The sequence below is a fragment of the Tuberibacillus sp. Marseille-P3662 genome (assembly GCF_900178005.1).
Lineage (GTDB): Bacteria > Bacillota > Bacilli > Bacillales > Sporolactobacillaceae > Marseille-P3662.
This window is the reverse complement of record NZ_FXBS01000006.1, coordinates 933,457-958,140: the sequence shown is the minus strand read 5'-3', so window position 1 is coordinate 958,140 and position 24,684 is coordinate 933,457. Positions and strand designations below refer to the sequence as shown.

Sequence of the window (24,684 nt, the reverse complement as noted above, 5' to 3'; positions counted from 1 at the left end):
GTCTATTTAGAGAACTGCTGGACAACCTTCATCAATTCATCAATATATGCTTCGCCGTCACCTTCCTGGATAGCATGGGTTACGCAATGTTTCGTATGCCGTTCCATTAACGAATAACCGACTTTATCTAATGCTGATTTAATGGCGGAAAGCTGAATCAAAACATCAACACAATATCGGTCGTCTTCAATCATCTTCTGTATACCCCTGACTTGACCTTCTACACGTTTCAAACGGTTCATCATCTGCTGTTTTTCGTCAGATGTTCTTGGTGTAGCCGGCTTTTTATCGGGCTGCATGGTTAATTCCGTATTGTTTTGGACATCATCCATTGAAAAATCACCTCGGATTGGATTCTATATTAATCATACCCCTATGAGGTATATTGAGTCAAATGGTTTACATGAATAACGTAAACTAAAATGGCTGATCCTAAATTAATTACTTTGTTTATTCAATGCCTGGGTAGGGTATATTTTTTATAAGACGTTTTAAATTAAGGTGAAAGGATTGATGATATGATCGGGTTAGAAACGATAGCATGGATCGCTATTGTCATAGGCATTCTACAGGCCATTGTGATCACGATAGATGTAAGTCGATATCCGCAAACAATGATGCCGATCATGAATATTGTTTGGCCGCTCACAGGTCTATACTTTCCGATTATGGGCATTTGGGCTTATTATGGATTGGCAAAGAACAATGGAGATGATCATTCGGAGCATATGGAGCACGATCATGGAAACATGAACCATCATCATAATCACATGGGACACCATGGCCATAACAGCAAACCTTTTTGGCAAAGTGTTTTTGTTTCAACAACTCATTGCAGTAGCGGTTGCTCATTGGGAGATATGATCGGTGTTCCTATTGTTGCTCTAACAGGTCTAACGATCGCTGGAAACACTCTGTTTGCTGATTATTTGGTTGAATTTATTCTGGCTTATATTTTTGGCATTGCTTTTCAATATTACGGGATGGGATTTAAAAAACAGGATGAACCAGGAAAAGCTCTAAAGAATGCGATCAAAGCCGATACCTGGTCACTGATTGCTTTTGAGATCGGTATGTTCGGATGGATGGCGCTTGCTCATTATGTGTTTTTCGTTCAAATGCCTGAATCCACCACCGCGGTCTTCTGGTTTATGATGCAGATCGCTATGATGCTAGGATTCCTTACAAGTTATCCAGCCAATTGGGTGTTGGTAAAGAAAGGTATCAAACATGCCATGTAGTTAATGGCTTCTATCATTCATGGTTATAACATTCAATCGTCAAAAAGAGCCCCTTTGACATGGAATCGACCTTTTTTATATAAAAGCCAGTATTCTCAACTAACGTCAACGTGTCCCGGTTGAGATGACAGCCGTCACAAAGTCGTTTCCATAAAGGGGTTAATGCGTCCTGTAATTTCGAAAGAACGGGATGATCCATACTGACATGTTCAAATAATACAAGACTTCCACCTGGCTTTAAAACACGATGGATATCATCCAATGCTTTTTGAGGATCCGGAATGGTGCAAAATACCAACGTCGCTACAACAGTATCAAAGCTATTATCCTTGTAGGGAAGCTCCTCTGCTTTCCCTAAATGGATATCAATTGGCACTAACGAATTGTTAATATTATCTAGGGAATTATTGATCATCTCAGGATTCGGTTCTATCGCTGTCACATGACAAGGTTGCAAATAATAAGGAAAATTGACACCTGTACCACTACCGATCTCTAATACATGACCTGTAGCTTTTCCGAGCAGATCCCTTCTGATCTCTTTAAATTTTTGGCGCTCAAGCGGAGCCATCAATGTATCATAAATGGCAGGAAACCATTTGCCCAATTTATTTCACTTCTTTCTTAAAACTCTGGTATTTCTTATTTCATACTATCATGAATTTGATTGAACCTTTTATCATTTTCATACCAAGCGACCACTCCACCAATAAAACTAATGAATAGGATTAATAATAACTTTGCAAATTAAGGCAATCATTAAAAGAACAGCCCCAGTGTAATAGAACATCTTATAGTAGATGGTTGTAAACACAGGTAAAATGATTAAAGCAACGATCAATAAGATGACACCGATTATACGTACAAACTGACTCGTGGTCATACCCTTTTACCTCCTCACCTATCAACAATAACAGCCTGTTTTTGACGTATGCATCGCCTTCGTCATCTTTAATTTTTGCAGAGCATAAGGAATGCCAAAATGATGTAGCCCACGCTTGATCCATTATACTGATACCATGCTTTACAATAATTTTTAATTAATCCGCTTCATTCCTTTTTTCCACTTTTATCTTAAGTAAAAGGACCATTTTATCCTTTTTTATTATTTTTTTGATAGCATCTTCACTTTGCAGATCAAATGTTTCTAAAGATTTTTTGGCTTGCCTGTAAACACCTAATATTTCTGTTTCTCCCGCATCTAAAGCTTCCTTTCCGTCTCCAATAGCGTAATCCCACATGCTAATTCCTTTAGAAAATGCGATGTTATTTTTTATCTTATGTGGGCTTTGCATTCCGGGAGGCGCGTATATAAATAATGACGGGGTTTTATTAGGGCTTATGATCCCAAATCCTAAATGCCCACTTTGCTTTTGTTTAGGGCTCAAACCATAAGAGAACTCAGTAAGATGAAACGGATCCATTTTTTCGCCATTACGATAACCTTCAACCCAAACCGTTACCCAACTTTTATCTGCATGAGGTTGTTCGATATCAAAATCATAAAGAATCCCTAGATTTAAATCTTTGAATGTGTTGACGTAATCAGAATTCGTATTGGATGAAATATAAGCTATATGATCATCTTTACTAGTTTTACTACTGCATCCCACACCAATAATCAAAATAAAAGCAAAAACTATCGTTAGAAATAAATAAGATTTTTTCAAGAGGAAACGCTCCTTCACATTATTATAAAAATACAGAAGAAATGAAGACAAAAAGTTTATATCAATAAGCCCCAAAAAATGCATTTACAATCAACCACTGAATTTTATTCGCTTTATACATATCCTTGTCCTTAATCCTCATTGCCTCAATACCTGCTCCAAACCCCATTATCTAAAAAATGTCTCCTTTATTAAAAATTTAACATTTATCGTTAAAACTTTTTAGACGTATCCTCTTTTTTGTAAGTATTAATCTCACCTCAATGATACATAGCAGTTTTTCATCCGCTTTACCCGAAAGCCTAAAATTATAAGAATTAATTTAAAAGAAAAACCAGCACATTTCCATGCTGGCCTAAAAATTACGTGAGAATATGGTCTCTATCAGTGACGTGGCGCCCACAGCATCACTGATACACCGACTAAACAAATCCCAGCGCCAATCCAGTCGTATAGATCGGGAACCTTTCTATCAATGCCCCAACCCCACAAAATCGAGAGAATAATAAACACCCCACCATAGGCAGCATAAACCCTTCCAAAAGAAGGAAACACTTGAAACGTCGCGATCACGCCATACAAAGCCAGAGTTAGACCACCCAAAAGTCCCCAATAGAAAGAGTGACCTTCTCTTAACCAAAGCCAAATAAGGTACCCTCCACCGATTTCAGCCAACCCCGCAAGTATAAATACCAGAACAGAATACATCATGGTTTGACTCCTTTTTCTACAGAATTGCTGTCACTTTGAAAGCCGCGCAAATTGCTTGATACGGTCGCCAATGTCATCACGGACCCGACGATACACATCCCATCGTTCGTCTTCGGTTCCTTCTGCTTGAGCTGGGTCTTCAAATCCCCAATGATCACGCTGGACATGAGGGGGCGTCATGGGACATTTGTCTTTCGCATCCCCACAAAGGGTAATGACATAATCAGCCTTATTTAAAAGCTCAGCATCAATGATCTTTGATTCCTGATCGGAAATATCGATCCCAACTTCTTTCATGGCCTCAACCGCTTTCGGATTCATCCCGTGCGCTTCGATGCCTGCGGAATGGACCTCATATTGACCGTCCAAATATTTGTGCCCCCATCCTTCAGCCATTTGACTCCGAAAGGAATTGCCGGTGCAAAGAAAATAAATGATCGGTTTTGACATGGTTGATTCGCTCCCTCTACAATCATTTTTACTACGTCGCTCTTTCTCCTCTGCTAAATGATATGGTAGTACTTCGCAAAGCAGGGAAGGGCTCCTTTTATTTTTTAAAATCCTTAACCTGTTATAATGAAACTTCCCTATGAAATCACCAGAAGCCAAATATATAAGCTTGTCAGTGTGATGAACAGCGTGGGTACAGTTAAGACGATGCCAATTTTAAAGTAATAGCCCCAAGAAATCTTGACGCCTTTTGACGCCAACACATGAAGCCACAATAAGGTAGCCAATGACCCAATAGGGGTGATTTTCGGTCCTAAGTCAGAACCAATCACATTGGCGTAAACAAGACCTTCTTTAATGATGCCCGTCGTGTTTGTGTCCGCAATGGCAAGGGCATCGATCATCACCGTCGGCATATTGTTCATAATGGAAGAAAGAATGGCTGCAATGAATCCTGTTGCAATCGTTGCAACAAATCCCCCTTGTTCAGCAGCTGCCTGAATCACATTGGCCAGCACACTTGTTAGCCCGACATTTTGTAAACCATAGACCACAACGTACATCCCAACAGAGAAAAACACAATATCCCACGGTGCACCCTTGATGACTTGTTTTGTCGGAACAGCTGAACGCCGTTGAGCCATGATCAAAAAGAAAATAGCAATGATACCTGCTACAATTGATACAGGAATGTCAATCAATTCACTGCCGAAATAGCCTGCAAGTAATACAGCTAGAACAGCCCAGGACAAGCGAAACATCCCGTGATCTTTAATCGCCGCTTTTGGATGCTTCAATTGACTAAGATCATAGTTTTGAGGAATACGTTTGCGAAAATATACATAAAGGACAACGATACTAGTAGCAACTGAAAACAAATATGGTACAATCATCCGTGACACATACTCGACAAATCCAATTCCGAAAAAGTCGGCAGAAACAATATTGACCAAGTTACTGACGACTAGCGGCAAAGACGCGGTATCAGCAATAAATCCACTGGCCATGATAAACGGCAGAACCATTTTCTCTTCAAAATTTAAGTGCCGAACCATCGCCAACACAATCGGTGTCAGTATCAGCGCCGCACCATCATTGGCAAAAAATGCTGCCACGATCGCCCCAAGCAAAATAATATAGACAAACATTTTAATCCCGTTACCCTTTGCAATTCGGGCCATATGTAATGCCGCCCATTCAAAAAAACCAATTTCATCGAGAATCAATGAAATCAATATCACGGCAACAAAGGTTAATGTCGCATTCCAAACAATACCTGTCACCGTTACGACATCACCCCAGTCAACGACTCCGACAATCAAGGCCAGAATCGCGCCACCGCAAGACGTCCATCCAATGCCTAGGCCTTTTGGCTGCCAAATGACTAATACCAGTGTGATGATAAAGATCAATGATGCTAAAATTACAGAAGAAGTCAATCCAATACCTCCATTAATCACAGCAAATTCGTTTGCCTTCAGCCTCCAAAGCATCAAGCTTTTCCTGTTGATCTGGAATATGCTTTAACAACATCTCGATCAACGGATAAGACTCACTTTCTCTATTCAACGAATAGAAAATCCATTGCCCCTTGCGTCTTTCTTTCACTAATCCTGCGTCACGAAGTTTACGAAGATGTTGGCTAATTGAAGGTTGACTCATTTCAAAAACCTCAACCAATTCACAAACACAACACTCACGTTTCAACAACAAGCCAATCACAGTTAATCGGGTTTTATCTCCGACAAGTTTTAGAACACTAGCAACTTTTTTAACCTCTTTCTCCAATTGAATCACCTCCAAATGAATCTTTTTATTAATATATAAGTATGTACTTATATTAAACAACAAGATTATTGTATAAGCACATACTTATTTATGCAAGCGAGTCAATTTCATAAATGCTTATATTCATCATTGATTCGAACACTCGAACGGTCTAATGTATTAGTGTTTGTCAATTCAGCGCGTTAACATCGTTGATTGGAACGGCAGGCGGCGACTCACGGGAATAGCATGAGTCTTGAGACCCCGCAATGCAATCAAGGATGATCAGCTCATGTATTGTTGTTTTAATTGATTTTTACAAACAGGAATATTATAATTATTTTAGGAAATAAAATAAAAGGACGTCGATGCGCTAACATCGACGTCCGATACAGCTACTCCGCAGGAAGTGCGGTGGCTTTCAGGAAAAGTAATCCATTGACCCTACTGGCCGGCAGGGTGGGTTACTTTTTTCTATTCATAAGGACAACTAACGTCGCAAAGCTGATCATAAGGACCAGTGCTTGATAAGTTGTCATTCGGCAACACCCCCTTTCTCGCTGCGACATGCACAAGACGAGAAACGATAGACGGGTGCCACCGCCCACCCTGCTTATGTAGCTGTACCATAATTATAGCATAAATAACGACATTCGAACATATGTTTTATCTAGTAATAAAAAGATTTGGAAGTAAATGGGTAAAGGCCGTCAATCTAACTGCTACAAGACAATTAATGTAAGCAAAGCTTTCAGCCTGTCTTCGGATTGACCTCGACAGGCTGATTTTTCATTCCGTATTTCGATAATCTCTAGTCCTCAGGATTACCTTCCCATACTACGCGTTCTTCACGGTTCGGATCTTTCTCTATCCTACTTTCTACATTAAAAAGCATAGTTGATCGATCGTTGGTATCGTAACCTGGCCAGACAGGGATTTCTTGTGTATTGGGGTTACCACTATGTGCAAAGCTGATCCAAGCTTGGTGCATCTGATTAGCCATTTCATATCGCGTGGACGATTCGCCCGTAATATTACCCGCTTTCGGTTTGTTGATGTTATGCCAAACAAATGGTAGTTCCGAAGCGTGAAAAGCTTTTAACTCTCCATTAAAAACCGGACTCTGCCAATCGAAACGGTACATCCATACTGTGGCGCCTTGTTTGACTTGGGTCTCCGCCAATTGTATTGCCGGAAAAGTAAACATCTTAAATGTCATCAATCGATCAAAAAGTGATTGGCTTAAAGTCTCATGATTATTTTCAATAAAATGATCCGACAACTTTGGCCAAAGTGCACCAAATACTTTTTCGAAACGGAGAGTCAGTTCCTCCTCACTCAATGTTTTCCAGCTAGAATCAAAAAAAGTAAACAACCGAAATTCATCGAGGTTTGTCCCTATCATACTAGGAATATCTTTAGCAATACCGCTAGATAAGGCTTCTTCGGGACTCTCTGGTAGTGTGACTCCGTCAATAACAGGCCCCAATCCTAATGCAGGCAAATCTGAAGCAGCTTCTAATAGTTGGTCAACCGGCATCTGTTCAAGTTTTGCCAAGTCATCAGATGCTACCTCTACGGCATTTAAAACGATGTTAGCCATTTGTGTCGCTGTCGTACGCGTCAATACATTACTCGCGGCGCCACTTTGCAAAATAGCCTGGTTAAAGAGCCCCTGTGCTGAGGGCATCGCCATTAATACGCCGATACTCATCGCACCCGCTGATTCACCAAAAATCGTCACGCGATTCGGATCACCGCCAAATGCTTCAATATTATCTTGAATCCATTTTAAAGCGGCCACTTGATCGAGTAATCCGCAGTTACCAGAAGAGGCATATTTTTCACCATCAACATCATCCAGGTGCAAAAATCCTAAGATACCTAATCGGTAATTGATCGTAACGACGACCACATCACCTAGGGATGCGAAAGAGATGCCATCGTAACCATCACCAGAACCTGAACCATTCGTAAATGAACCCCCGTGAATCCAGACCATCACCGGACGTTTCTTATTATCCGCTCCCGGCGACCAAACATTAAGATACAAACAATCCTCGCTCGTATGTTCTGGATCATCTCCCAAAAATGCCATGATTTGTCGCGATGTCTGCGGGGCAGCTGGACCAAACTCCGTCGCCTCCCATATCCCTTCCCATGCTTCAGGCGGTTCAGGCGGACGAAATCGCAGCGACCCAACCGGCGGGCTCGCATATGGAATCCCTTTCCAAACATAAACCCCCTCAATTTGTTCCCCTTTGACTTGTCCGTAACGCGTTTCAACTATAGTGGCTGACATCTGCATCTCTTCCTCTCTTAAAATGAAAACGCTTTATTATGTTTATTATATAAAAAATGCAACCATCAAGCTAATAAAAAGCATAACGATATTTGGCTCTGAAATATCCAAACTAGATTGTTTCAAACAGGAATAATTTAATTGTTTTAGGAAATAAAAAGAACGCCGATGCACTAACATCGACGTTCAATAGCTACTCCGCCACATCAATCGTTCTTCAACTATTTGTTCTTTAATTCCACAAGTTCATCTATAAGCGAAGCAATCAATTGGTCACTTTTTTCTAATTCTTCATTAACATGATCGGGACGATTCCCCGAAAAATATAATATATATTTCACTCATCGCTTTCCGAATCCATTCGATCCATATGATCAATGGCGCGTTTCATTTCTTTGTCGGTCATATGCGTGTAGATCATCGTCGTCTGTACTGACGAATGACCTAGATGTTTTTTTAACTTGGGCACATCATTATTTTCCATATGATAGCGCGTCGCAAAGGAATGTCGTAACTTATGCACAGTTAAGGCCGGTTTTCCAAAGGCAACTGCATATTTTTCGATTAATTTTTCAACGGCTCGATTTGACAGCCTTCTTGATGTTTTTCTCGGACCAATCGCTGTTGATACAAAAAGCGATTTTTCATTCTTGGGTAACCGATAACGATCTTTTCGAATCCGCAAGTATTCATCTAAATCAACCATGGCTTGTTCGCTAAAATAAACGAATTGTTCTTTACCGCCTTTGCGAATGACGCGGACACTGTGTTTTTTAAAATCAACATCATCGACATCTAGATTGACGACTTCTGACAGTCTCAAACCGGAACCTAGGAGCAAGGATACGAGCGCTGTATCCCGTTCGCGATTTTTTTGATGAAAATGATACATTTTTTTATTATCTTGGTGCTGTTCACCATAGTCTGCCGCGACAAATTGGCGGAATTGTTCGTATTCGTCGTTATGTAGGATCTTACCTTCAATTCGATTGGCCACCGTTTCCATGGTCTCTTTGACATTGTTAAAATCAATTTTCGCTAAAACATTTCGATAGATATAAGGTTCAAGTTCATCCGTCTCCGCAATATTCTGCAAGAAATGAAATAAAGCCTTTAACGAAGAAATCTTACGGTTGACCGTTCGTTTGGTATTGCCAAGCTGCAACTCCAAATGGGATAAAAAACTTTCAATATGTTTCGGTGTTAATGTTTCCAGTACACTCATTGGACACTCGCTTCGATTGCCTTGATAAAATCCCTCGGTCCGGAGCCAATCTATAAAGATGATATAATCGTGACAGTAATTTAATAGTGTCGACGAGGACATCCTCCGACGTTTATGATCAATGAACTCTTCCACATACCAAGGAAGCTCCTTGACCTTCTCTACTAGACGATGGTAATCATGTTCCTGACTCATATGTTCTCACCCAATATTAATATTACCATATAAAATAACACAAAATGAATGTTAAGGGTTTAATTGGCGGCTTCCGGACTAGCATTCACTGGGGTGGACTTCTCTAGTGATTCAATATACCGATTCACTTTGGTGCTATAAGTAAAATCCCCATAGCAATATGGGTACCGGAAGTTACTTTTGTCGCCTCCACAGTCATAGAGTTCTGGTTTCCGTTTAACTTGCATCATCGAAAATTTCTTGGCCAGTGCCTCACTGTGTTCCCCACCATGTTTGGCCACATAGTCAATATAGCCTGGCCCAAAATTATAGGCCTGCATAATCGTGCTAAAGTCAACTTGCCTGCGTTTGCCACGCTCTAATATACTTTGAAAATGTTGAATCCCTTGACGAATACTTTTTCTCGGGTTGTCAATGCTTCCCGGGGCAAGGCCTGCTGATTCAGAAGCCTGCATCGGATCGCCGCCTTTTCCTCTGCTCTCTTGCTGCATTAATGCAAGAATGACGGGTGTATATTTTTCAAGGTCATGTTTGGCCAATATTTTTTCTATCATGGGTTGATAATCTTTTACGTTTTCAAATCGATCTCTTTTATTTCTGTCGGGTTCACCAGAGTGAGAGTTGATCACTCCCCCGATGGTAAAAATGATCAACAACAAAACGAGCCATGTTGCTAAGGGACTGCTCTTTTTGCTTGTCTGTTTCATGTCCTATCTCCCATTATCTCTTCTCTAATCTACCTTCATTATAAAAGAAGATTGAACACTAAAAAAGACCCATAGTTAATGAGTCTTTTTTCATCATAGTATATTTTTTTTATCACTGATTGACACTTTTCATTGCTTGTTCAGGGTAACGCTCACCAGCAGCGACGCCCTTGGGTGCAATCGATTCAATGTCATTTAGTTCATCATTGCTAAGAGACACCTCAACCGCTTCAATGTTCTCAAGCAGATAGTTTTCTTTTTTGGTTCCAGGAATCGGTACGATATCTTCACCCTGAGCCATCACCCAAGCAAGTGCTAACTGGGCAGGTGTGACCCCTTTCTTATCCGCAAGGTCTTTAATTTTGTCAACCAGCTGCAAATTCTTATCGAAGTTTTCACCTTGAAACCTTGGAGAGTGACGACGAAAATCATCTTCGGCAAAATCCTCAGGTCTTTGGAAACGTCCAGTTAAAAATCCTCGGCCTAGTGGACTATATGGAACGAACCCAATGCCTAACTCACGGCACGTTGATAAAATATCTCCTTCCACATCACGACTCCAGAGTGAATATTCAGATTGTAACACTGTAATCGCATGTTCTTGATGAGCACGTCGGATCGTTGTCGCTGCGGCTTCGGATAAACCGAGGTAACGGACTTTGCCTTCCTTGACCAAATCACCCATGGCCCCGACCGTTTCTTCAATAGGAACATCCGGGTCCACTCTATGTTGATAGTAGACATCAATATAATCCGTTCCCAATCTTCGCAAACTTTTGTCACAGGCTTCCTTAACGTATTCTGGACGTCCGTTGATCCCTTGAATCGAACCGTCGGATCCCATGACATTCCCGAATTTGGTCGCCAATGTGATCTGTTGCCTTTTCTTTTTTAAAGCCTGTCCAACCAGTTTTTCATTTTCACCAACGCCATACATATCAGCTGTATCAAAAAAAGTAATACCTGAATCCATCGCTTTATGTATGGTTGCAATGGATTGTTCGTCATTCTTTTCTCCGTAAAAGGCAGACATACCCATGCAACCGAGTCCGACAGCGGAAACCTCGGGACCCCTTTGTCCTAAATGACGTGTTTTCATCTTTGAAATGCTCCTTTTTTATTAGTCAAGGCTTATCATCATATTTCCCCACTTTAAGCCTTAGTAAAATTCCTTTGTATCGCTCCTTATTGACATTTCGGAATGTGATCCCAGGTCTTTGGCTAACGATAAGACCGCTTTATTGATCCGCCAAATGTAATATAGATCGTGAATGAGTTGTTTCGCAGTGTTCAAGTCTGGTGAACGCTCGATGAATTCACGTTCCCTTTTCAAATCCAACACCGCCTCATGCTCTTTCGTGTTTTCATTTAGCCATTCACATAGGATATCGATATTTTTGCCAATATCCGCTTCGACACCTTTTAATGCTTGCTTAATGTCGTCATTTAATTCTGCTCTTTGTTCACGTTTCGTAGATGACACAAGGTGCTTAACATAAAAATTCATCGCCGTCAGCACCGTTAATTGATTTTCAATACCTGAGCGACCAAAGTTGCCCGGTCTTTTTAATAAAGGATCGGCATCATCTCTCACTTGCTGTAACTGCTCGTCTAACTCTAAAGCTTTATCAGCTAAATCAGTTGTATTGGTTTCTCCTATATACTTCTCTAAGTAAGCTTCAGTATACACCTTAAGATTGTCTAGAAATTCCACCATTGAATCTCTTACTTTATCCCTTGTCTTATGGGGGAAGAGAAAGGCTGTTACACCAGCACCAAGACCAGCTCCAATGAAAGTATCAAGGACACGCGCACCAAGCAACTGCTCAGTAACCCCGCCAAGAAGAAAATCATACATAATCGCAATCATCATGGTAATCCAGAAGATCATGAGAGCATACGAAATCGATAGTAGATAAAAAGCCATAAAAATACAGAAAAATAGGACCGTAATTTCAATAACAATATGACCAGAAATTAGGTGAGCTAAACCAAAACCAACAATGGCCCCAAACAGCGTTCCCGCAAACCTTTGGCCTGCCTTCACGAATGTTCTGCCAACAGACTCCGTCCCAAACAGGATGACAAAAGCTGACAGCAGGATCCAGTATTGATGGGCAGGAGACACAATATAACCGAGCACAATCGAAAGGCTTCCAGCTAAGGCTGCTTGAAAGGCTTTTTTTGTCGTTGGCTGTAGCCCCGGTTCTAACTCCTCCTCAGAATCCTCTTCATCATCATTGGCTTGTTCATCATCGTCTTGTGATGAAAGACTGTTATTAGAATGGTCATTCAAATGTTGATTTCGAGCTTCTTGTATACTTTTCGCTTCCATGACGATATGACTGGCAATGGATTCAATCCGACGCAATAGATAAAGCCACTTTTCAAAAGCTTTATCATCTGATTGTAGCTGATCCAACTGCTGCTTCAATTGAACCACGGTGTTTTCAGCGTTCTTTAAATTAGCAGGATCAAAGGATTCCCGCAGCACTTCTGCATCTCTTAAAGACTGCATGACTTTGAGAAGCGAGTCCCTGACATCGGCCTTCTCCAAGGCATGTAGATCCTTTAACCGCTTCAGCGTTAACGGTAAGGTCTCAACGAGCATTGCCGCATCAAAAATGTAAAGACGAAGTTGATGCTTTTGAATGCCGGGCCATACTACGCCAGGATCTGTTGATTCAAAGTGACCTGACACCATCCTGACGTACTCATTAAGTTTGGTAATATTTCGATTCAAACTTTTAACCCGCTTCTGACTCGTTTTTAAATCCCTAATCATATCAATCATGAGATCAAATGTTAAATTGATCTGAACATGAAACGATGACATGCTTCGTTTTAAAAGTCGCTCTGGCCGGTCTTTAAAGAATATGAAGTTAAAAGTATAAGCAACCGAGACTCCAACAAAAATAGCAACATAGAACCATGGTAACTGCGCAAATTGAATCTGCAGTAACGATGAGAAATAAAATGATATAAATCCGACCATACAAAGTGAGAAATAGCGTGAACCGAATCGACTCAAGTAAAATGTTAAAAAGACAATACTTAATAGGACGAGATCAGGCAAATGAAAACCGACTAATGACAGCCATGACGCCAATGTGATAAAACTGGAACTCGATAAAGCGAGTAACCATGTTGTGATTTTCTTCTCCTTGGCTGTCGGGTCGTTCACAACCAAACTTCCTATCAAGCCAAGAACTCCGGAAAGAATAGCAACGGTCATCGGCGCATGAGCCAAAAACATATTGACCAAATTCATAACGAGGACAGCTGTCATCACACTTAGAGTGACCCTGGATGCCCGTTGCAGACGTGTTAACCCTGGATCTGACGCCAGTAATCGAGCCATCCAGTAACGAATCATTTGAAATCTTGTCATTTTTGAATTCATAGTACCATCATAAATGAAAGAACCATTTTAAGCCAAGTAATAAGAGTGTGTTAATGGGACACAACGGTTAGGACAACATATTAGAGAAATCAACATGGGCGTATTATTACTCGTCTATTTGTCCCCCCCTTCTGAATACATTGATTTCAGAGGTGAAAATCATGAAGGAAGCTACGATTGACAAATCTCATATTTTTATTATCATGTTCTTAATTTGTCTTGTCATGAGTATTCAATCCCCCATTTTTACACCCTATGCCGCTGGACTGGGTGCATCAAGCATTCTAATAGGGATTATCCTCAGCGTCTCTTCAATGATGAATTTGGTAGGTAATTTGCTCGCTGGACCATTCATTGACCGTTTAGGTAAGAAAATGTTCATCACTTGTCCACTTTTTGCTTCTGGTGGATTGTTTATTGCCCACGGTCTAGCTTCAGACTCTGCTAGTTTATTGATACTCCGTGGATTAAACGGATTTGCACTAGCATTCTTAATGCCCGCAGCCTTAGCTTTACTTTCCGGTTATGCAACCAGTAGCCGGCAGCAAGGAAAAAACATGGCCGTGAACGGCATGTTATTCACAGTAGCGAGTATCGTTGCCCCGCTCATCGGAGGCAAAATGGTTGTTTTAATTGGATATGTGAACACGTATTTTTTCATTGGCTCCGCTATGATTTTGACAGGGATGTACGCCATAAGCTTTTTACGAGAACGGCACATTATTGTGAGGAATCGAAATCAAAAACAAATGAATATGATGAGTGTATTAACAACGCCTAACCTGCTAATTGTTTACTTATCAGGTTTTGCGGTTATGTATATCCATGGGGTCCTCATCTATGAGATCCCATATTTAACCGTTGAAAAAGGCCTTTCCACATTTACGACTGGTCAGTTATTTAGCTATATGAGTCTTGGAACATTAATCGTCCTGTCACTCTTTTTCATTAATCGCTTCAATCCCTTTAAAAGAATGATGGTTGGCCTGTTTGGCATGTCTATGTCAATCTATGCGATGTTCAGTTTGTCACTACCTCTGCCGGTATTGTTATTCTTGATTGGCTTATGCTTTGGTCTGATGATGCCTGCTCTAGCAACCGCTGTTACAGAAAGCGTATCAAAGGACATCTATGGAAGAGCCTTTGGGATGATGTCTGCCGTATACTCCCTAGGTGTGATTATTAGTACTTTCTTGACCGGTGTTATACGTGACGTGGTTTCTCCCTATTTCATCGCCTTTTTAATCGGCATGATCATTCTAATCATCATCGGTTACATCCAATTACAATTGTCACAAACAACCCAAAACAATTTACAATGATCAGTTTTTTAGTTTCTCAAAATTATTGCTATTGACCTATGAATCAAGTAAAATATGGATGTATTCTAGAAATTTTGGTAAAAAGGTAAATGATTGAGTGAGGTGAATCTTTTGGAAGAACAAGTTTATACAAATGGCACGAATCATCAGAGAAGCCTTGTATTAGCCTATGTACTGTGGTTTTTCTTAGGGCAACTCGGCATTCATCGGTTTTACACCGGACGTGTTGGTTCAGGAATCGCCCAATTACTATTAGGTGTAATTGGATATTTAACCGCGTGGATTCTGATTGGTTGGTTATTCCTTTTTATTCTTTGGATCTGGTGGTTTATCGACATTTTCCTTATTCCCGGTATGTGTCGCGAGCCGCGATAGCATGCCTTCGCCACTGGCGGAGGTTTTTTGTTAGTAAATCTCTGACTAGCATGCACACAAAGAAAGTCATTTTCATCCTCTTACCTGAGGATGAAAATGACTCCATTGAGAGAAGCGACCTTATCTAACCTTCTAATCGTTTCGTGCTTCTAACCGCAAGAACCATATAGCCGATCGCGATTAAATAATACACAAAAATATTAAGGTTGATACCAAATGCCTTAATGGCAAGATCAAACAAAATGGGCAGCGTCAAGGCATATATAGCCGTACTATACAAGCGGCCGAAAGACATATTTGCTTTGTACGTACTTCTTGCAATCAAGCCGATAAGGGCGACAATCAATGCACTGACGATCTTCCCTGCAAAGAAAACTACCCATGCTAAGATTCCAACAATCCACCCTACCCAGTTTAAATAAGGTAGGACATTAACGATATCACTTTTCGTAAAAGTGATACCAAAATCACTAAATTGGTACACTTGGGTTTGCATGCCATTTTGCTTGTTAATAACTTGATGCTTTAAGATTAAAATTCCCGTTTGATATTGATCCAAATAACTTGGGTCAAGTTTGCCACTCGTGTCGATGACAAACGCGCTGTTGGCTGTTTTATCAATAACCATTGGCATATCGGCTTCCACATGCATTGTCCCATTCTCAAGCCTAAATTCCGGAATATCATTCTTAATATGATCAGCGAACCGACTGACGGATTGATTGACATGAAACCCTAAGACAACACTGTAGATAGTCCCGAAAATCAACGAAAAAAGAAACAAGTACAGAAAGGCTTTACCTGTACCGAGAGCAGTCATGTTCGGATACTTATGGACATTGGTAATACTGTAGTGCAGTTTTTTAATAAACGACACCGAACTCCCCCTTGAACACGATGTTTATCATGATTTATATTCGATATATCAGAAGCTTAGCATGCCAAATCTCATAAGGAAAGAGCCTCTTGGGGGTTTACATTTTTCTAATTATTTAAATATCGGAGCACTAAGGGAAGGATGAGTTTATTTAGGGACTATTTCTTCAACAACCCCCATACATTGCCGAAAGGATTTTAATTAGCTGTCTATTCTGGGATCTATTTAACATTTTGGAGCAGCCAGTTTTCTGCAAAGTCGACAGCTTGACGTTGACTAAACAAGACTGATGAAGCTGAGCCAACTTTACCCCTTTTTACAGGTGCCTTTTTCTCAAATTCCGCTCCAATTTGTTCGAAGCAATCTGAATCCAATTCGACGTCCTCAAAGGTTTTCCAAACACGATGATCATTCTCTATAATCGGTGCTCCATTTATAACCTTGTTTCGCACCTCGGATCGGGTTTCTCCCAAGTGAAAGGAAGTATTGGTGTCATATCCTGTTCCGATGAATAAAACCCAACCGTCCCCCTCGTAAACACGAGCGAGTGGAGAACCTTCACCCATTCCATATTCCAAGGTTTGATTGCTCGTCATCTTTTCCGCATCTTTCCCCCATGCCGCCATTGAATAGATAGGGTGGCTGCTCCGCTTAACGAAAGGAAAAGTTCGAAATGTCTCAACTGTTGTTCCCATACTAGCAGTCGGAGTAATCTTTGGATCATAAGCTGGCATTGTCTCACGAATTTCCTCATGCCAAGTTTGTGGAAGTGGGGGATTTCCCATGTTGATCGGGTCTGAAATTGGAAATGTGTGTGTCGGCATTACGATCGTTCCCTCTTCTGTCACGACATCTATGAGAGCTTGTACCACAGCTATTGCCCCACCTGAAATCCAACCAATTGATCGGAGTGAGGAATGAACAATCACCGTCATTCCCGCTTCTAAACCAAGTTGTTTCAGATCAGTTGTTAGACTTTCTCGTGTTCGAGGTTAATCCTCAATCCAATAATTTAATCGAAATTGCAACTGTACCCCATTCCTTTTCTCTATCTGGACTATATATTTGATAAGTTTGTTCTACCATTTCATCAATTGAACCACCTACAGCATCAAGATCATTTGCGGGGATACTTTCATACATCTTTTTGAAGGTTGGGTATTTCCTTAATCCAATAACCTCAACTGTTATTGTTTCATTGCTATCTGGGGTTTTAGTAAATTTTATGGTGTCCCCTAACTTTAACTTTCTCCTTTTATTATCGTATAATCTTACTTCTACTGTCTTTCTACCTGACTTAATTGAATTAAAAGGGATTTCATATAGTCCCATATTGTGCTCCATTTTCTCCACTCCCACTTATGTGATTCTTGTTTTGTTAAATGGCCGTTCTGGACCGGACGCCGATACGGCTTCTGTGTGATGAATGACCTACCTGTTATGACTAAAAGATCAATATCCGTTTTCGCCCAATTGCTTAACTTGATTTGTTATTTGTACTTATAGATTGTCTGATCAATTCAATTAGGACTAAAACAGAAACAATAGCCATCACGGTTCCATTAAAATAACTGTCATCTGAAAAGTTTAAGAACATTACAAAAATAGACAAAATAAGCGATACAATCAAAGGTATTCGTTTCAAACTTTCACCTCTTTCCCTTATGCGACATTCCTACGTTGAAAAACTGGCCCCTGGACGTGATATTTATAGGGAGCCGTTAACCACTCAAATAAACTTAATGTCTCGAATTCGTACAAAACCTCATGGTTGTTATAAAATATTGGCTTCAGCGACAGCCCCAACTCGCTCAAATGAGTGTCCTCATAATTTTTTACGGCCATTCTTAAGCATCCTAGTTCTACCTATCCAAATCCCAAAAGCAACAATCAAAGAGGCGATCCCCGCCCATAAAATGGTCCTTCTAACACTAAAATTTTCTACGAGAAACCCTCCTAAAAGTTGTCCCAAAGGTAGACCGGCCGCTGTCAAGCTATTGATCAGCCCTAACACCCTGCCCCTTAAGTGATCGGGAATTGAGCGTTGTTCATATGTCGTCGTCACGACATTATAAGGGCCAAACACAAAACCAGCCATAAAAATCGCGCCTAAAGCCATAATGATGCCATCGGTATTAGCAAATCCAATATTAGCTAACCCCCATAAAAATATGATGATAGAAGTTATAGTAACAGGGTTCCATTTCGGATTTACTTTGACCCAAATTAAAGTACCTACAATCATCCCGATTGATAACGATGTCCATAAAAATCCCAACAATTCAGGCCCCGTTTCTATGACATCTTTAACGAACACTGGAAGAGCTGGTTCTAATGGTCCATAGGTGAGGTTAAAAAATAACGTCGCTCCGGTCATGATAAGTAAAAGTCGATCCTTAACAAGAAAACGCATACCATTTTTCAATGAGACCATGAAACTTTCTTGGTTTTTCAAGATTTGTCTTCCCGAATCTTGAGCGCTGAATGGATTGAGAGTGATAGTGAGTAACAGAGCTGTAAATACCCAAAAGGTGACGCCATTCAAAAATAGCGTCGCTGGTGCACCGACCAAACCTGTGAAGACACCTCCGATGGCCGGACTAATAAGTACGCTATTTGCCAGCTGATTTGCACAGAAGCATTCGCCTTATCTAGCTCTTTATGACTTACAATATTCGGAATAACTGAAACACTACCGACTCTTGATACGGTCGACAATGCACCAGCGAGCACCATGATTGACATGATGAGCGCTATATTGAAAAAATCAATGTAATACAAAAGCGGCATGCTTGCATATAAGCATCCTCTAATCCCGTTGTCAATAATTAATAAAGTTTTTCTTGAAAAACGGTCAAGTAGCACTCCCGCATAAAAACTGGCGATTAACATGGGAATCGCATATGCAGCTAACACAGTGCCGACCATTGCAGATGAATCCGTTGTTTGTAGGACTAACCATGAAATAGCCACCGCGCCAAACTGATCACCCAGTTGTGATATAAATGAACCGATCCAAAACTTAATGAAGCTGAAATTTTTAAACGTTTGTATGTCCCCTTCCATTGTGACAGCCCCATGTCATTCTCTCAGATACTCTCATTGTAGCATCAAAAAAACATAGGTTGGAATAAAAAAACCACCAGGATTTTACCCTGATGGTCTTTACCAGCTTGCTTTTTTGACGCCTGGGATTTGCCCTTTATAAGCCAATTCCCTGAAACAAATGCGGCACAAACGGAATTTACGTAAAACTGAATGAGGTCTGCCGCAACGTTCACAACGTGTATACTCTTGAACAGCAAACTTTTTCGTTTGCCTTTGCTTTGCAACCATTGACTGTTTGGCCATAATTTTCCTCCTTTTTCTTGTTAAAATGTCTATTTGTGAGTCATTATATTAATAGTTTATTAAACAACCAAATTACTATTATAATCATTTTATGTTAAAAGGTCAACAAAAAGATTCAACAGGTCGATTCAGAAACCTGTTGAATCTTTTTATTATCTTATCCCTCAATTGTCCAGCTAACATCAAGGGTGAGAACGAGTGCGGAATCATGCTGCAAGGATGTTTTTTGGGCAGGATCGTTACATAAGTGAATGCGACTCAGAGCATCCGTGTACATATCTGAGTCAATCTTATATTCCTGGACCAACTCCTGTAAGGTATCCCGGGTCGACTCTAACAACGCTTCACCGAACACGCCATAAACATCAACAATCACGACATCGTTAGATCCTTCCAGCAATGTATAGATAACCATTTTTACAGGTTGATCAACAACGTTTTTCTGCTCTGGCTCTCTTACTAAAACTTTATTCATTCCTTGACCTCCATGCCGATCATGACTCGTTGTCAATTTGATTTAGCAAACTGTCTCTCATACTCCTTCTTTAATTGCCCAGCGATAATATTTTTCTGAATTTCCGATGTCCCTTCATAGATTCGTGTGATCCGGGCATCTCGATAGAAACGTTCAATTGGATATTCAGATATATACCCGACGCCGCCATGTACTTGAACCGCTGTATCAGCAACACGGTTATAAACTTCAGAACCATATAATTTCAACATAGCGGCTTCCTTAATCACATTCATGCCTTGGTCACTCATCCAAGCCACTCGGTAGGTCATCGATCTTAATGACTCGATGTCTGTTGCCATATCAGCAAGATAATGTTGAATGATTTGCTGCTCAAAGATAGGCTTTCCAAACTGTTCGCGTTCCAGCGCATACTTAACGGATTGGTCTAACAGGTACTGACTTGAACCCAGACATCGTGCTGCGAGTCCGGCACGACCGTTTGCTAGAATTTTCAAAGCATTAACATAGCCCGCACCTTCCGTACCTAATACATTTTCTTCGGGAACTTCTAGATCATCAAAATACAATTGTGCTGTATGTGAGCCGTGAAGTCCCATTTTCTTTTCAACGCTTCCAACATGAAACCCCGGTGAATCTCGATCAATAATAAATGATGTGATCCCTTTTGATCCCTTATTAGGATCTGTAGAAGCCATGACAGTAAATACATCCGCAATCGGGGCATTCGTCGTATAAATTTTTTGGCCATTTAAAATATAGCGGTCGCCTTTCTTAACGGCTGTTGTCTTAACATTTGCCGCGTTGGAACCTGCCTGCGGCTCGGTTAAGGCAAAAGCTCCAATCTTCTCACCTGTTGCCATTTTCGGGAGGTAGCGGCGTTTCTGTTCTTCATCAGCCAACTCAACAATACCAACAGAACCAATGCCATTATGGGCACCGAGAATAGTTGTATAGCCATTGATTGTTCGGCCCAATTCTTCAAACAGCGCGGATTTCCCCACCATGCTCAGACCCATACCCCCATACTCCTCTGGAATGCTGAGACCAAACAAGCCTAATGCCTTTGATTTTTCCAATAACGTTTCAGGCACACAATCATTGTCCTCAATGGTCATGGCCTGTGGTTCAACCTCATTGTCAATGAAATCACGAATGGTTGTCTTCATCTGTATTAGTTCATCTGATAACTCAAAGTTCATATTTATGTCCCCTTTGTTCCAACGTTCCGAAGAATTTTTAACGAGTCAAATGCCCTTGTGCATATTGCTCTCTCAAAGTTTTTTTAGAAAACTTGCCAACACTAGTCTTTGGAATGTCATCAATAAAAACAATGTCATCAGGGATCCACCACTTGGCGACTTTGTCCGCGAGATCATTAAAAAGATCTTCCTTCGTTACTTGCTCTTTGGCGTCAGGCTCTAACACAACGCAAGCTAACGGACGCTCCTGCCATTTTTCACTAGAAATGCGGATCACAGCCGCTTCAGCTACCTGCGGGTGATCCATAATCGCATTTTCTAAATCAACTGAGGAGATCCATTCACCACCACTTTTGATTAAATCTCCCGTCCGGTCAACAACCTGGAGGAAACCGTTTTCATCAAATGTCGCAATATCCCCAGACTTGAACCAGCCATCGACAAACGAAGCTTCTGTTGTCTTGGGATCTTTGTAGTATTCATCAATCACCCATGGACCGCGCAATAATAATTCGCCCATTTCTTGACCATCATGGGCAATTTCGCGACCATCATCACCCACAATTTTCATTTCAAGCCCAGGTAAGATCATCCCTGTTTTTGTACGGAGACGATATTTCTCTTGATCTGATACATGGTCGACACTGCTCTTCAAAGGAGATACAAAGGTCACGGGGGTTGTTTCTGTTTGACCATAGCCTTGATACAATTTGACCCCTAACTCTTTTTCATAGCTTTCGGTGAGAGAAGCAGGTAATGCAGCTCCTCCGGACATCAGGAAGCGAATGCTACTGAAGTCATAACACCCTGGATTTTGGCGAACGTGATTTAACAAAGCCATCCATATCGTCGGTACACCGGCACTAAACGTCACTCGTTCGTCATGGATTAACTGTGCGAAGTCGGCTGGTTGCGGACGGCTGCCAGGATAGACTTGTTTAGCTCCTACCCACGTATCCGCGAAAGGACGCCCCCAAGCATTGACATGAAACATGGGAACGATCGGCATAGTCACGTCCCTTTCATACGTACCCAGCTCTCCAACCAAAGCCGTTAAGCAGTGGAGATACAGCCCGCGATGGGAATAAACAACACCCTTTGGCATTCCTGTTGTTGCTGATGTATAAGCAATAATGGCTGGGGTTTCTTCATCAAATGTCGGAAACTCATAGGCAGGTAGTTCACCATCAATGAGGTCTTCATATAAATAAACATTGGGGAGGGGGGGTTCAGGAAGTTGGTTCTTATCTGTCATCACGACGTAGCTCTTAACCGTTGTCAATTGATCAGCAATGCCTTCAATGACTGGAAGCAAGTCTTCATCAATAAAAAGCACTTTATCTTCAGCATGATTAATAGAATAAATCAGCTGCTCTTTGAAGAGTCGAATATTCACCGTATGCAGAACTCTCTGAGAACAAGGGACAGCGAAGTATAGCTCTAGATGGCGATGATTATTCCAAGCAAATGAACCGACATGATCCCCTGGCATAACACCGATCCGCTCTAAGGCATTAGCCAATTGACACACGCGCTTATACATATCGCCGTATGTATAACGAAAAATGGAAGAGACATCACGCGAGACAATTTCTTTTTCCGGAAATACTAAATTTGCACGGTACAGAACAGACTTTAATAGCAATGGATAATCCATCATAACAACTCAACTCCTATTCTTATCATGTCGCGCTTTGGTAAAAAGAATATATGACATTTACAAAACAATCTTTCTAGGACTATACCTTCTGTACTTCATCAAACAATTGGAATGTCACGCTTCCTTTAATAGCTGTTTTGCCATTTTGTTTCACAGCTTTGACATCAAAATGGAGAACATCCTGCTCTTTAGCTCTCAATTGAGCATGCAGAGTGACAACATCATCTAGAAACACCATTTCTGAAAAACGAGTGGTAAAGGTTTGCACAAACCCTTCTTCAAAAAAAGGGGTGAATAATTGACTTAAGTTGCCCATCGTCCACATACCATGAGCGATAATCCCCGGGAGACCGGCACTTTCTGCTGCTTTATCAATGGTATGAATGGGGTTGTAATCCCCTGATGCGCCTGCATATTTGATTAAATCAAGTCGAGAAACTGGCTCTAATTGGACTGATGATAACGATTCCCCGATATTCAGTGTTTTAATGTTAGGCATGCTGCATCCCCTTTCGGACCGCTTCAGTGATCACAATCACGGATCGAGAAGTGAAGACTTCCTTACCCGACTCGTCCTCTCCAGCATATTTCATCGTTAAAAATCCTAATTTCCCAGATTGGGCTTGCTTCTCGACGTAGTTTTCAACCTCGGTGTAACAATACAAGGGCTCTTCAACAATTAACGGCCGCTGGTACGTAAATGTCTGTTCCCCATGGATTAGCCCAGCCTCAGGTAAGGTTAGCGCTTCAACCGTGCCATACTCAAACACACGAGGAAATGTCGGTGGTGCAATGTTATCTTGATACCTTGTTTTTTGAGCAAACTCACGGTCTGTATAAATCGGATGAGGATCACCAATGGCCTCAGCGAATGTTTTAACAGCCCCTCTTTCTACAACATTTAATACGCGATTTGACTGTTTACCGATGACATGTTCAAACATTATGGTCCCTCCCGTATGATTAATCTTTAGGTCCGCCGGCCACGTACATGACTTGGCCGTTGACAAAGGATGATTCTTCCATAGCGTAAAATAGGACAGCATTTGCAATGTCCTCAGGCTTACCGCTTCTACCTACGGGAATTTGACTTACACTGTGGCTGACTAATTCATCAAATGAAATACCAATACGCTCGGCCGTTGCTTTGGTCATGTCTGTTTCGATAAACCCTGGTGCCACCGCATTAACAGTTATGCCGAACTTTCCGAGTTCAATCGCCAAAGTCTTAGTGAATCCTTGGAGTCCCGCTTTAGCAGTCGAATAGTTGGCCTGGCCACGATTACCAAGGGCAGATGTGGAAGATGTATTGATGATACGTCCAAACTTATGATTGACCATATGTTTTTGCACAGCTTTCGCACAATTGAACGATCCTTTCAAATGAACATTCATGACTTTATCCCAGTCATCTTCTTCCATCTTAAATAACATGTTGTCACGAATCACGCCAGCATTATTGACGAGAATATCAATCTTCTCGTATTCAGCAACGACGGCATCAACAGCAGCCTCAACTTGCTTTTTATCAGTGACATCAGCCGTTTGTCCAATAACATCATACCCCTGGTCTGTTAACTCTGACACTGAGGATGACAATACCTCTTCATTAATATCAACTAGACAAACTTTCGCTCCTTCTTCAGCAAACTTCGTCGCAACACCTTTGCCAATCCCTCTGCTCGCCCCTGTTACAAATGCCACCTTGCCTTCAAAACGTTTCATTCATCCTTCCCCCTCTGATTATTTAT

General features: G+C 41.1%; 28 protein-coding genes and 1 pseudogene. 3 read left to right on the top strand and 26 right to left on the bottom strand.

What is annotated here, in order from left to right; translation table 11 throughout:
- Positions 1-2: 2 nt before the first annotated feature.
- A complete protein-coding gene (locus B9Y89_RS13435; protein WP_085523720.1) occupies positions 3-332 on the bottom strand; it encodes a metal-sensitive transcriptional regulator in 330 nt (109 codons plus the stop codon).
- A gap of 186 nt (positions 333-518) precedes the next feature.
- On the opposite strand from B9Y89_RS13435, the gene B9Y89_RS13430 reads away from it, so the two are divergent.
- On the top strand, positions 519-1,241 hold the full coding sequence (locus B9Y89_RS13430) for a DUF4396 domain-containing protein (protein ID WP_085523719.1): 723 nt from the start codon (positions 519-521) through the stop codon (positions 1,239-1,241).
- Positions 1,242-1,254: 13 nt separating this feature from the next.
- Here B9Y89_RS13430 and B9Y89_RS13425 read toward each other — a convergent pair whose 3' ends face one another.
- From B9Y89_RS13425 to B9Y89_RS13375, 13 genes are all read right to left on the bottom strand, one after another.
- Positions 1,255-1,848: a class I SAM-dependent methyltransferase gene (locus B9Y89_RS13425; protein ID WP_085523718.1), complete on the bottom strand. Its 594-nt coding sequence runs from the start codon at positions 1,846-1,848 to the stop codon at positions 1,255-1,257.
- Between the two features lie 108 nt (positions 1,849-1,956).
- Positions 1,957-2,124: a hypothetical protein gene (locus B9Y89_RS19090; protein ID WP_176222225.1), complete on the bottom strand. Its 168-nt coding sequence runs from the start codon at positions 2,122-2,124 to the stop codon at positions 1,957-1,959.
- A 157-nt stretch (positions 2,125-2,281) separates the two neighbouring features.
- On the bottom strand, positions 2,282-2,911 hold the full coding sequence (locus B9Y89_RS13420; RefSeq protein WP_085523717.1) for a hypothetical protein: 630 nt from the start codon (positions 2,909-2,911) through the stop codon (positions 2,282-2,284).
- Positions 2,912-3,295: 384 nt separating this feature from the next.
- Positions 3,296-3,622, bottom strand: a complete 327-nt coding sequence (locus B9Y89_RS13415; RefSeq protein ID WP_085523716.1) for a YnfA family protein — start codon at positions 3,620-3,622, stop codon at positions 3,296-3,298.
- 30 nt (positions 3,623-3,652) lie between these two features.
- Positions 3,653-4,072 (bottom strand): arsenate reductase (thioredoxin), encoded by a 420-nt coding sequence (gene arsC / locus B9Y89_RS13410; protein ID WP_085523715.1) that lies wholly within the window; start codon positions 4,070-4,072, stop codon positions 3,653-3,655.
- Positions 4,073-4,209: 137 nt separating this feature from the next.
- Complete coding sequence (locus B9Y89_RS13405; RefSeq protein WP_254901254.1) at positions 4,210-5,511, bottom strand: arsenic transporter; 1,302 nt, start codon at positions 5,509-5,511, stop codon at positions 4,210-4,212.
- Positions 5,512-5,524: 13 nt separating this feature from the next.
- On the bottom strand, positions 5,525-5,869 hold the full coding sequence (locus tag B9Y89_RS13400) for an ArsR/SmtB family transcription factor (RefSeq protein ID WP_176222224.1): 345 nt from the start codon (positions 5,867-5,869) through the stop codon (positions 5,525-5,527).
- Positions 5,870-6,303: 434 nt separating this feature from the next.
- Positions 6,304-6,378 carry a putative holin-like toxin gene (locus B9Y89_RS19615; protein ID WP_369596744.1) on the bottom strand — a complete coding sequence of 25 codons (75 nt, stop codon included), beginning with the start codon at positions 6,376-6,378 and terminating at the stop codon, positions 6,304-6,306.
- 272 nt (positions 6,379-6,650) lie between these two features.
- Positions 6,651-8,141 (bottom strand): carboxylesterase/lipase family protein, encoded by a 1,491-nt coding sequence (locus B9Y89_RS13395; RefSeq protein ID WP_085523712.1) that lies wholly within the window; start codon positions 8,139-8,141, stop codon positions 6,651-6,653.
- 337 nt (positions 8,142-8,478) lie between these two features.
- Positions 8,479-9,561: a tyrosine recombinase XerS gene (gene xerS / locus B9Y89_RS13390; RefSeq protein ID WP_085523711.1), complete on the bottom strand. Its 1,083-nt coding sequence runs from the start codon at positions 9,559-9,561 to the stop codon at positions 8,479-8,481.
- Positions 9,562-9,620: 59 nt separating this feature from the next.
- Positions 9,621-10,268, bottom strand: a complete 648-nt coding sequence (locus B9Y89_RS13385) for a lysozyme family protein (RefSeq protein ID WP_085523710.1) — start codon at positions 10,266-10,268, stop codon at positions 9,621-9,623.
- A 112-nt stretch (positions 10,269-10,380) separates the two neighbouring features.
- Entirely contained in the window at positions 10,381-11,367 is a 987-nt protein-coding gene (locus B9Y89_RS13380; protein ID WP_085523709.1) for an aldo/keto reductase, read from the bottom strand.
- 60 nt (positions 11,368-11,427) lie between these two features.
- A complete protein-coding gene (locus tag B9Y89_RS13375) occupies positions 11,428-13,659 on the bottom strand; it encodes an FUSC family protein (RefSeq protein ID WP_176222223.1) in 2,232 nt (743 codons plus the stop codon).
- 173 nt (positions 13,660-13,832) lie between these two features.
- Here B9Y89_RS13375 and B9Y89_RS13370 point away from each other — a divergent pair, with 173 nt between their 5' ends.
- Positions 13,833-14,993, top strand: coding sequence for an MFS transporter (locus B9Y89_RS13370; protein ID WP_176222222.1), 1,161 nt, complete (start codon positions 13,833-13,835; stop codon positions 14,991-14,993).
- A gap of 102 nt (positions 14,994-15,095) precedes the next feature.
- On the top strand, positions 15,096-15,368 hold the full coding sequence (locus tag B9Y89_RS13365) for a TM2 domain-containing protein (RefSeq protein WP_254901303.1): 273 nt from the start codon (positions 15,096-15,098) through the stop codon (positions 15,366-15,368).
- A 124-nt stretch (positions 15,369-15,492) separates the two neighbouring features.
- Here B9Y89_RS13365 and B9Y89_RS13360 read toward each other — a convergent pair whose 3' ends face one another.
- The 12 genes and pseudogenes from B9Y89_RS13360 to B9Y89_RS13300 all read right to left on the bottom strand — a co-directional run bounded on the left by B9Y89_RS13360 (position 15,493) and on the right by B9Y89_RS13300 (position 24,658).
- Positions 15,493-16,245 carry a DUF1189 domain-containing protein gene (locus tag B9Y89_RS13360; RefSeq protein ID WP_085523706.1) on the bottom strand — a complete coding sequence of 251 codons (753 nt, stop codon included), beginning with the start codon at positions 16,243-16,245 and terminating at the stop codon, positions 15,493-15,495.
- 221 nt (positions 16,246-16,466) lie between these two features.
- The gene (locus B9Y89_RS13355; RefSeq protein WP_254901302.1) at positions 16,467-17,207 is read right to left on the bottom strand and encodes an AAC(3) family N-acetyltransferase; all 741 of its coding nucleotides are present in this window, start codon (positions 17,205-17,207) and stop codon (positions 16,467-16,469) included.
- A gap of 37 nt (positions 17,208-17,244) precedes the next feature.
- Positions 17,245-17,589 (bottom strand): ASCH domain-containing protein, encoded by a 345-nt coding sequence (locus tag B9Y89_RS13350; RefSeq protein ID WP_085523704.1) that lies wholly within the window; start codon positions 17,587-17,589, stop codon positions 17,245-17,247.
- Positions 17,590-17,722: 133 nt separating this feature from the next.
- Positions 17,723-17,890 carry a hypothetical protein gene (locus tag B9Y89_RS19085; RefSeq protein ID WP_176222221.1) on the bottom strand — a complete coding sequence of 56 codons (168 nt, stop codon included), beginning with the start codon at positions 17,888-17,890 and terminating at the stop codon, positions 17,723-17,725.
- Between the two features lie 183 nt (positions 17,891-18,073).
- Positions 18,074-19,278, bottom strand: a pseudogene (locus B9Y89_RS19400) (MFS transporter); the annotation flags it as partial.
- Positions 19,279-19,410: 132 nt separating this feature from the next.
- Positions 19,411-19,596, bottom strand: coding sequence for a type Z 30S ribosomal protein S14 (locus tag B9Y89_RS13330; RefSeq protein ID WP_085523700.1), 186 nt, complete (start codon positions 19,594-19,596; stop codon positions 19,411-19,413).
- 157 nt (positions 19,597-19,753) lie between these two features.
- Positions 19,754-20,071 (bottom strand): hypothetical protein, encoded by a 318-nt coding sequence (locus B9Y89_RS13325; RefSeq protein ID WP_085523699.1) that lies wholly within the window; start codon positions 20,069-20,071, stop codon positions 19,754-19,756.
- Between the two features lie 32 nt (positions 20,072-20,103).
- On the bottom strand, positions 20,104-21,273 hold the full coding sequence (locus tag B9Y89_RS13320; RefSeq protein ID WP_085523698.1) for an acyl-CoA dehydrogenase family protein: 1,170 nt from the start codon (positions 21,271-21,273) through the stop codon (positions 20,104-20,106).
- Positions 21,274-21,310: 37 nt separating this feature from the next.
- On the bottom strand, positions 21,311-22,933 hold the full coding sequence (locus B9Y89_RS13315; RefSeq protein WP_085523697.1) for a long-chain fatty acid--CoA ligase: 1,623 nt from the start codon (positions 22,931-22,933) through the stop codon (positions 21,311-21,313).
- 79 nt (positions 22,934-23,012) lie between these two features.
- Positions 23,013-23,432 carry a MaoC/PaaZ C-terminal domain-containing protein gene (locus B9Y89_RS13310; RefSeq protein ID WP_085523696.1) on the bottom strand — a complete coding sequence of 140 codons (420 nt, stop codon included), beginning with the start codon at positions 23,430-23,432 and terminating at the stop codon, positions 23,013-23,015.
- Positions 23,425-23,877, bottom strand: coding sequence for a MaoC family dehydratase N-terminal domain-containing protein (locus B9Y89_RS13305; protein ID WP_085523695.1), 453 nt, complete (start codon positions 23,875-23,877; stop codon positions 23,425-23,427). Before B9Y89_RS13305 ends, B9Y89_RS13310 begins: the two co-directional genes overlap by 8 nt.
- A gap of 19 nt (positions 23,878-23,896) precedes the next feature.
- Complete coding sequence (locus B9Y89_RS13300) at positions 23,897-24,658, bottom strand: SDR family NAD(P)-dependent oxidoreductase (protein ID WP_085523694.1); 762 nt, start codon at positions 24,656-24,658, stop codon at positions 23,897-23,899.
- Between the last annotated feature and the right edge of the window lie 26 nt (positions 24,659-24,684).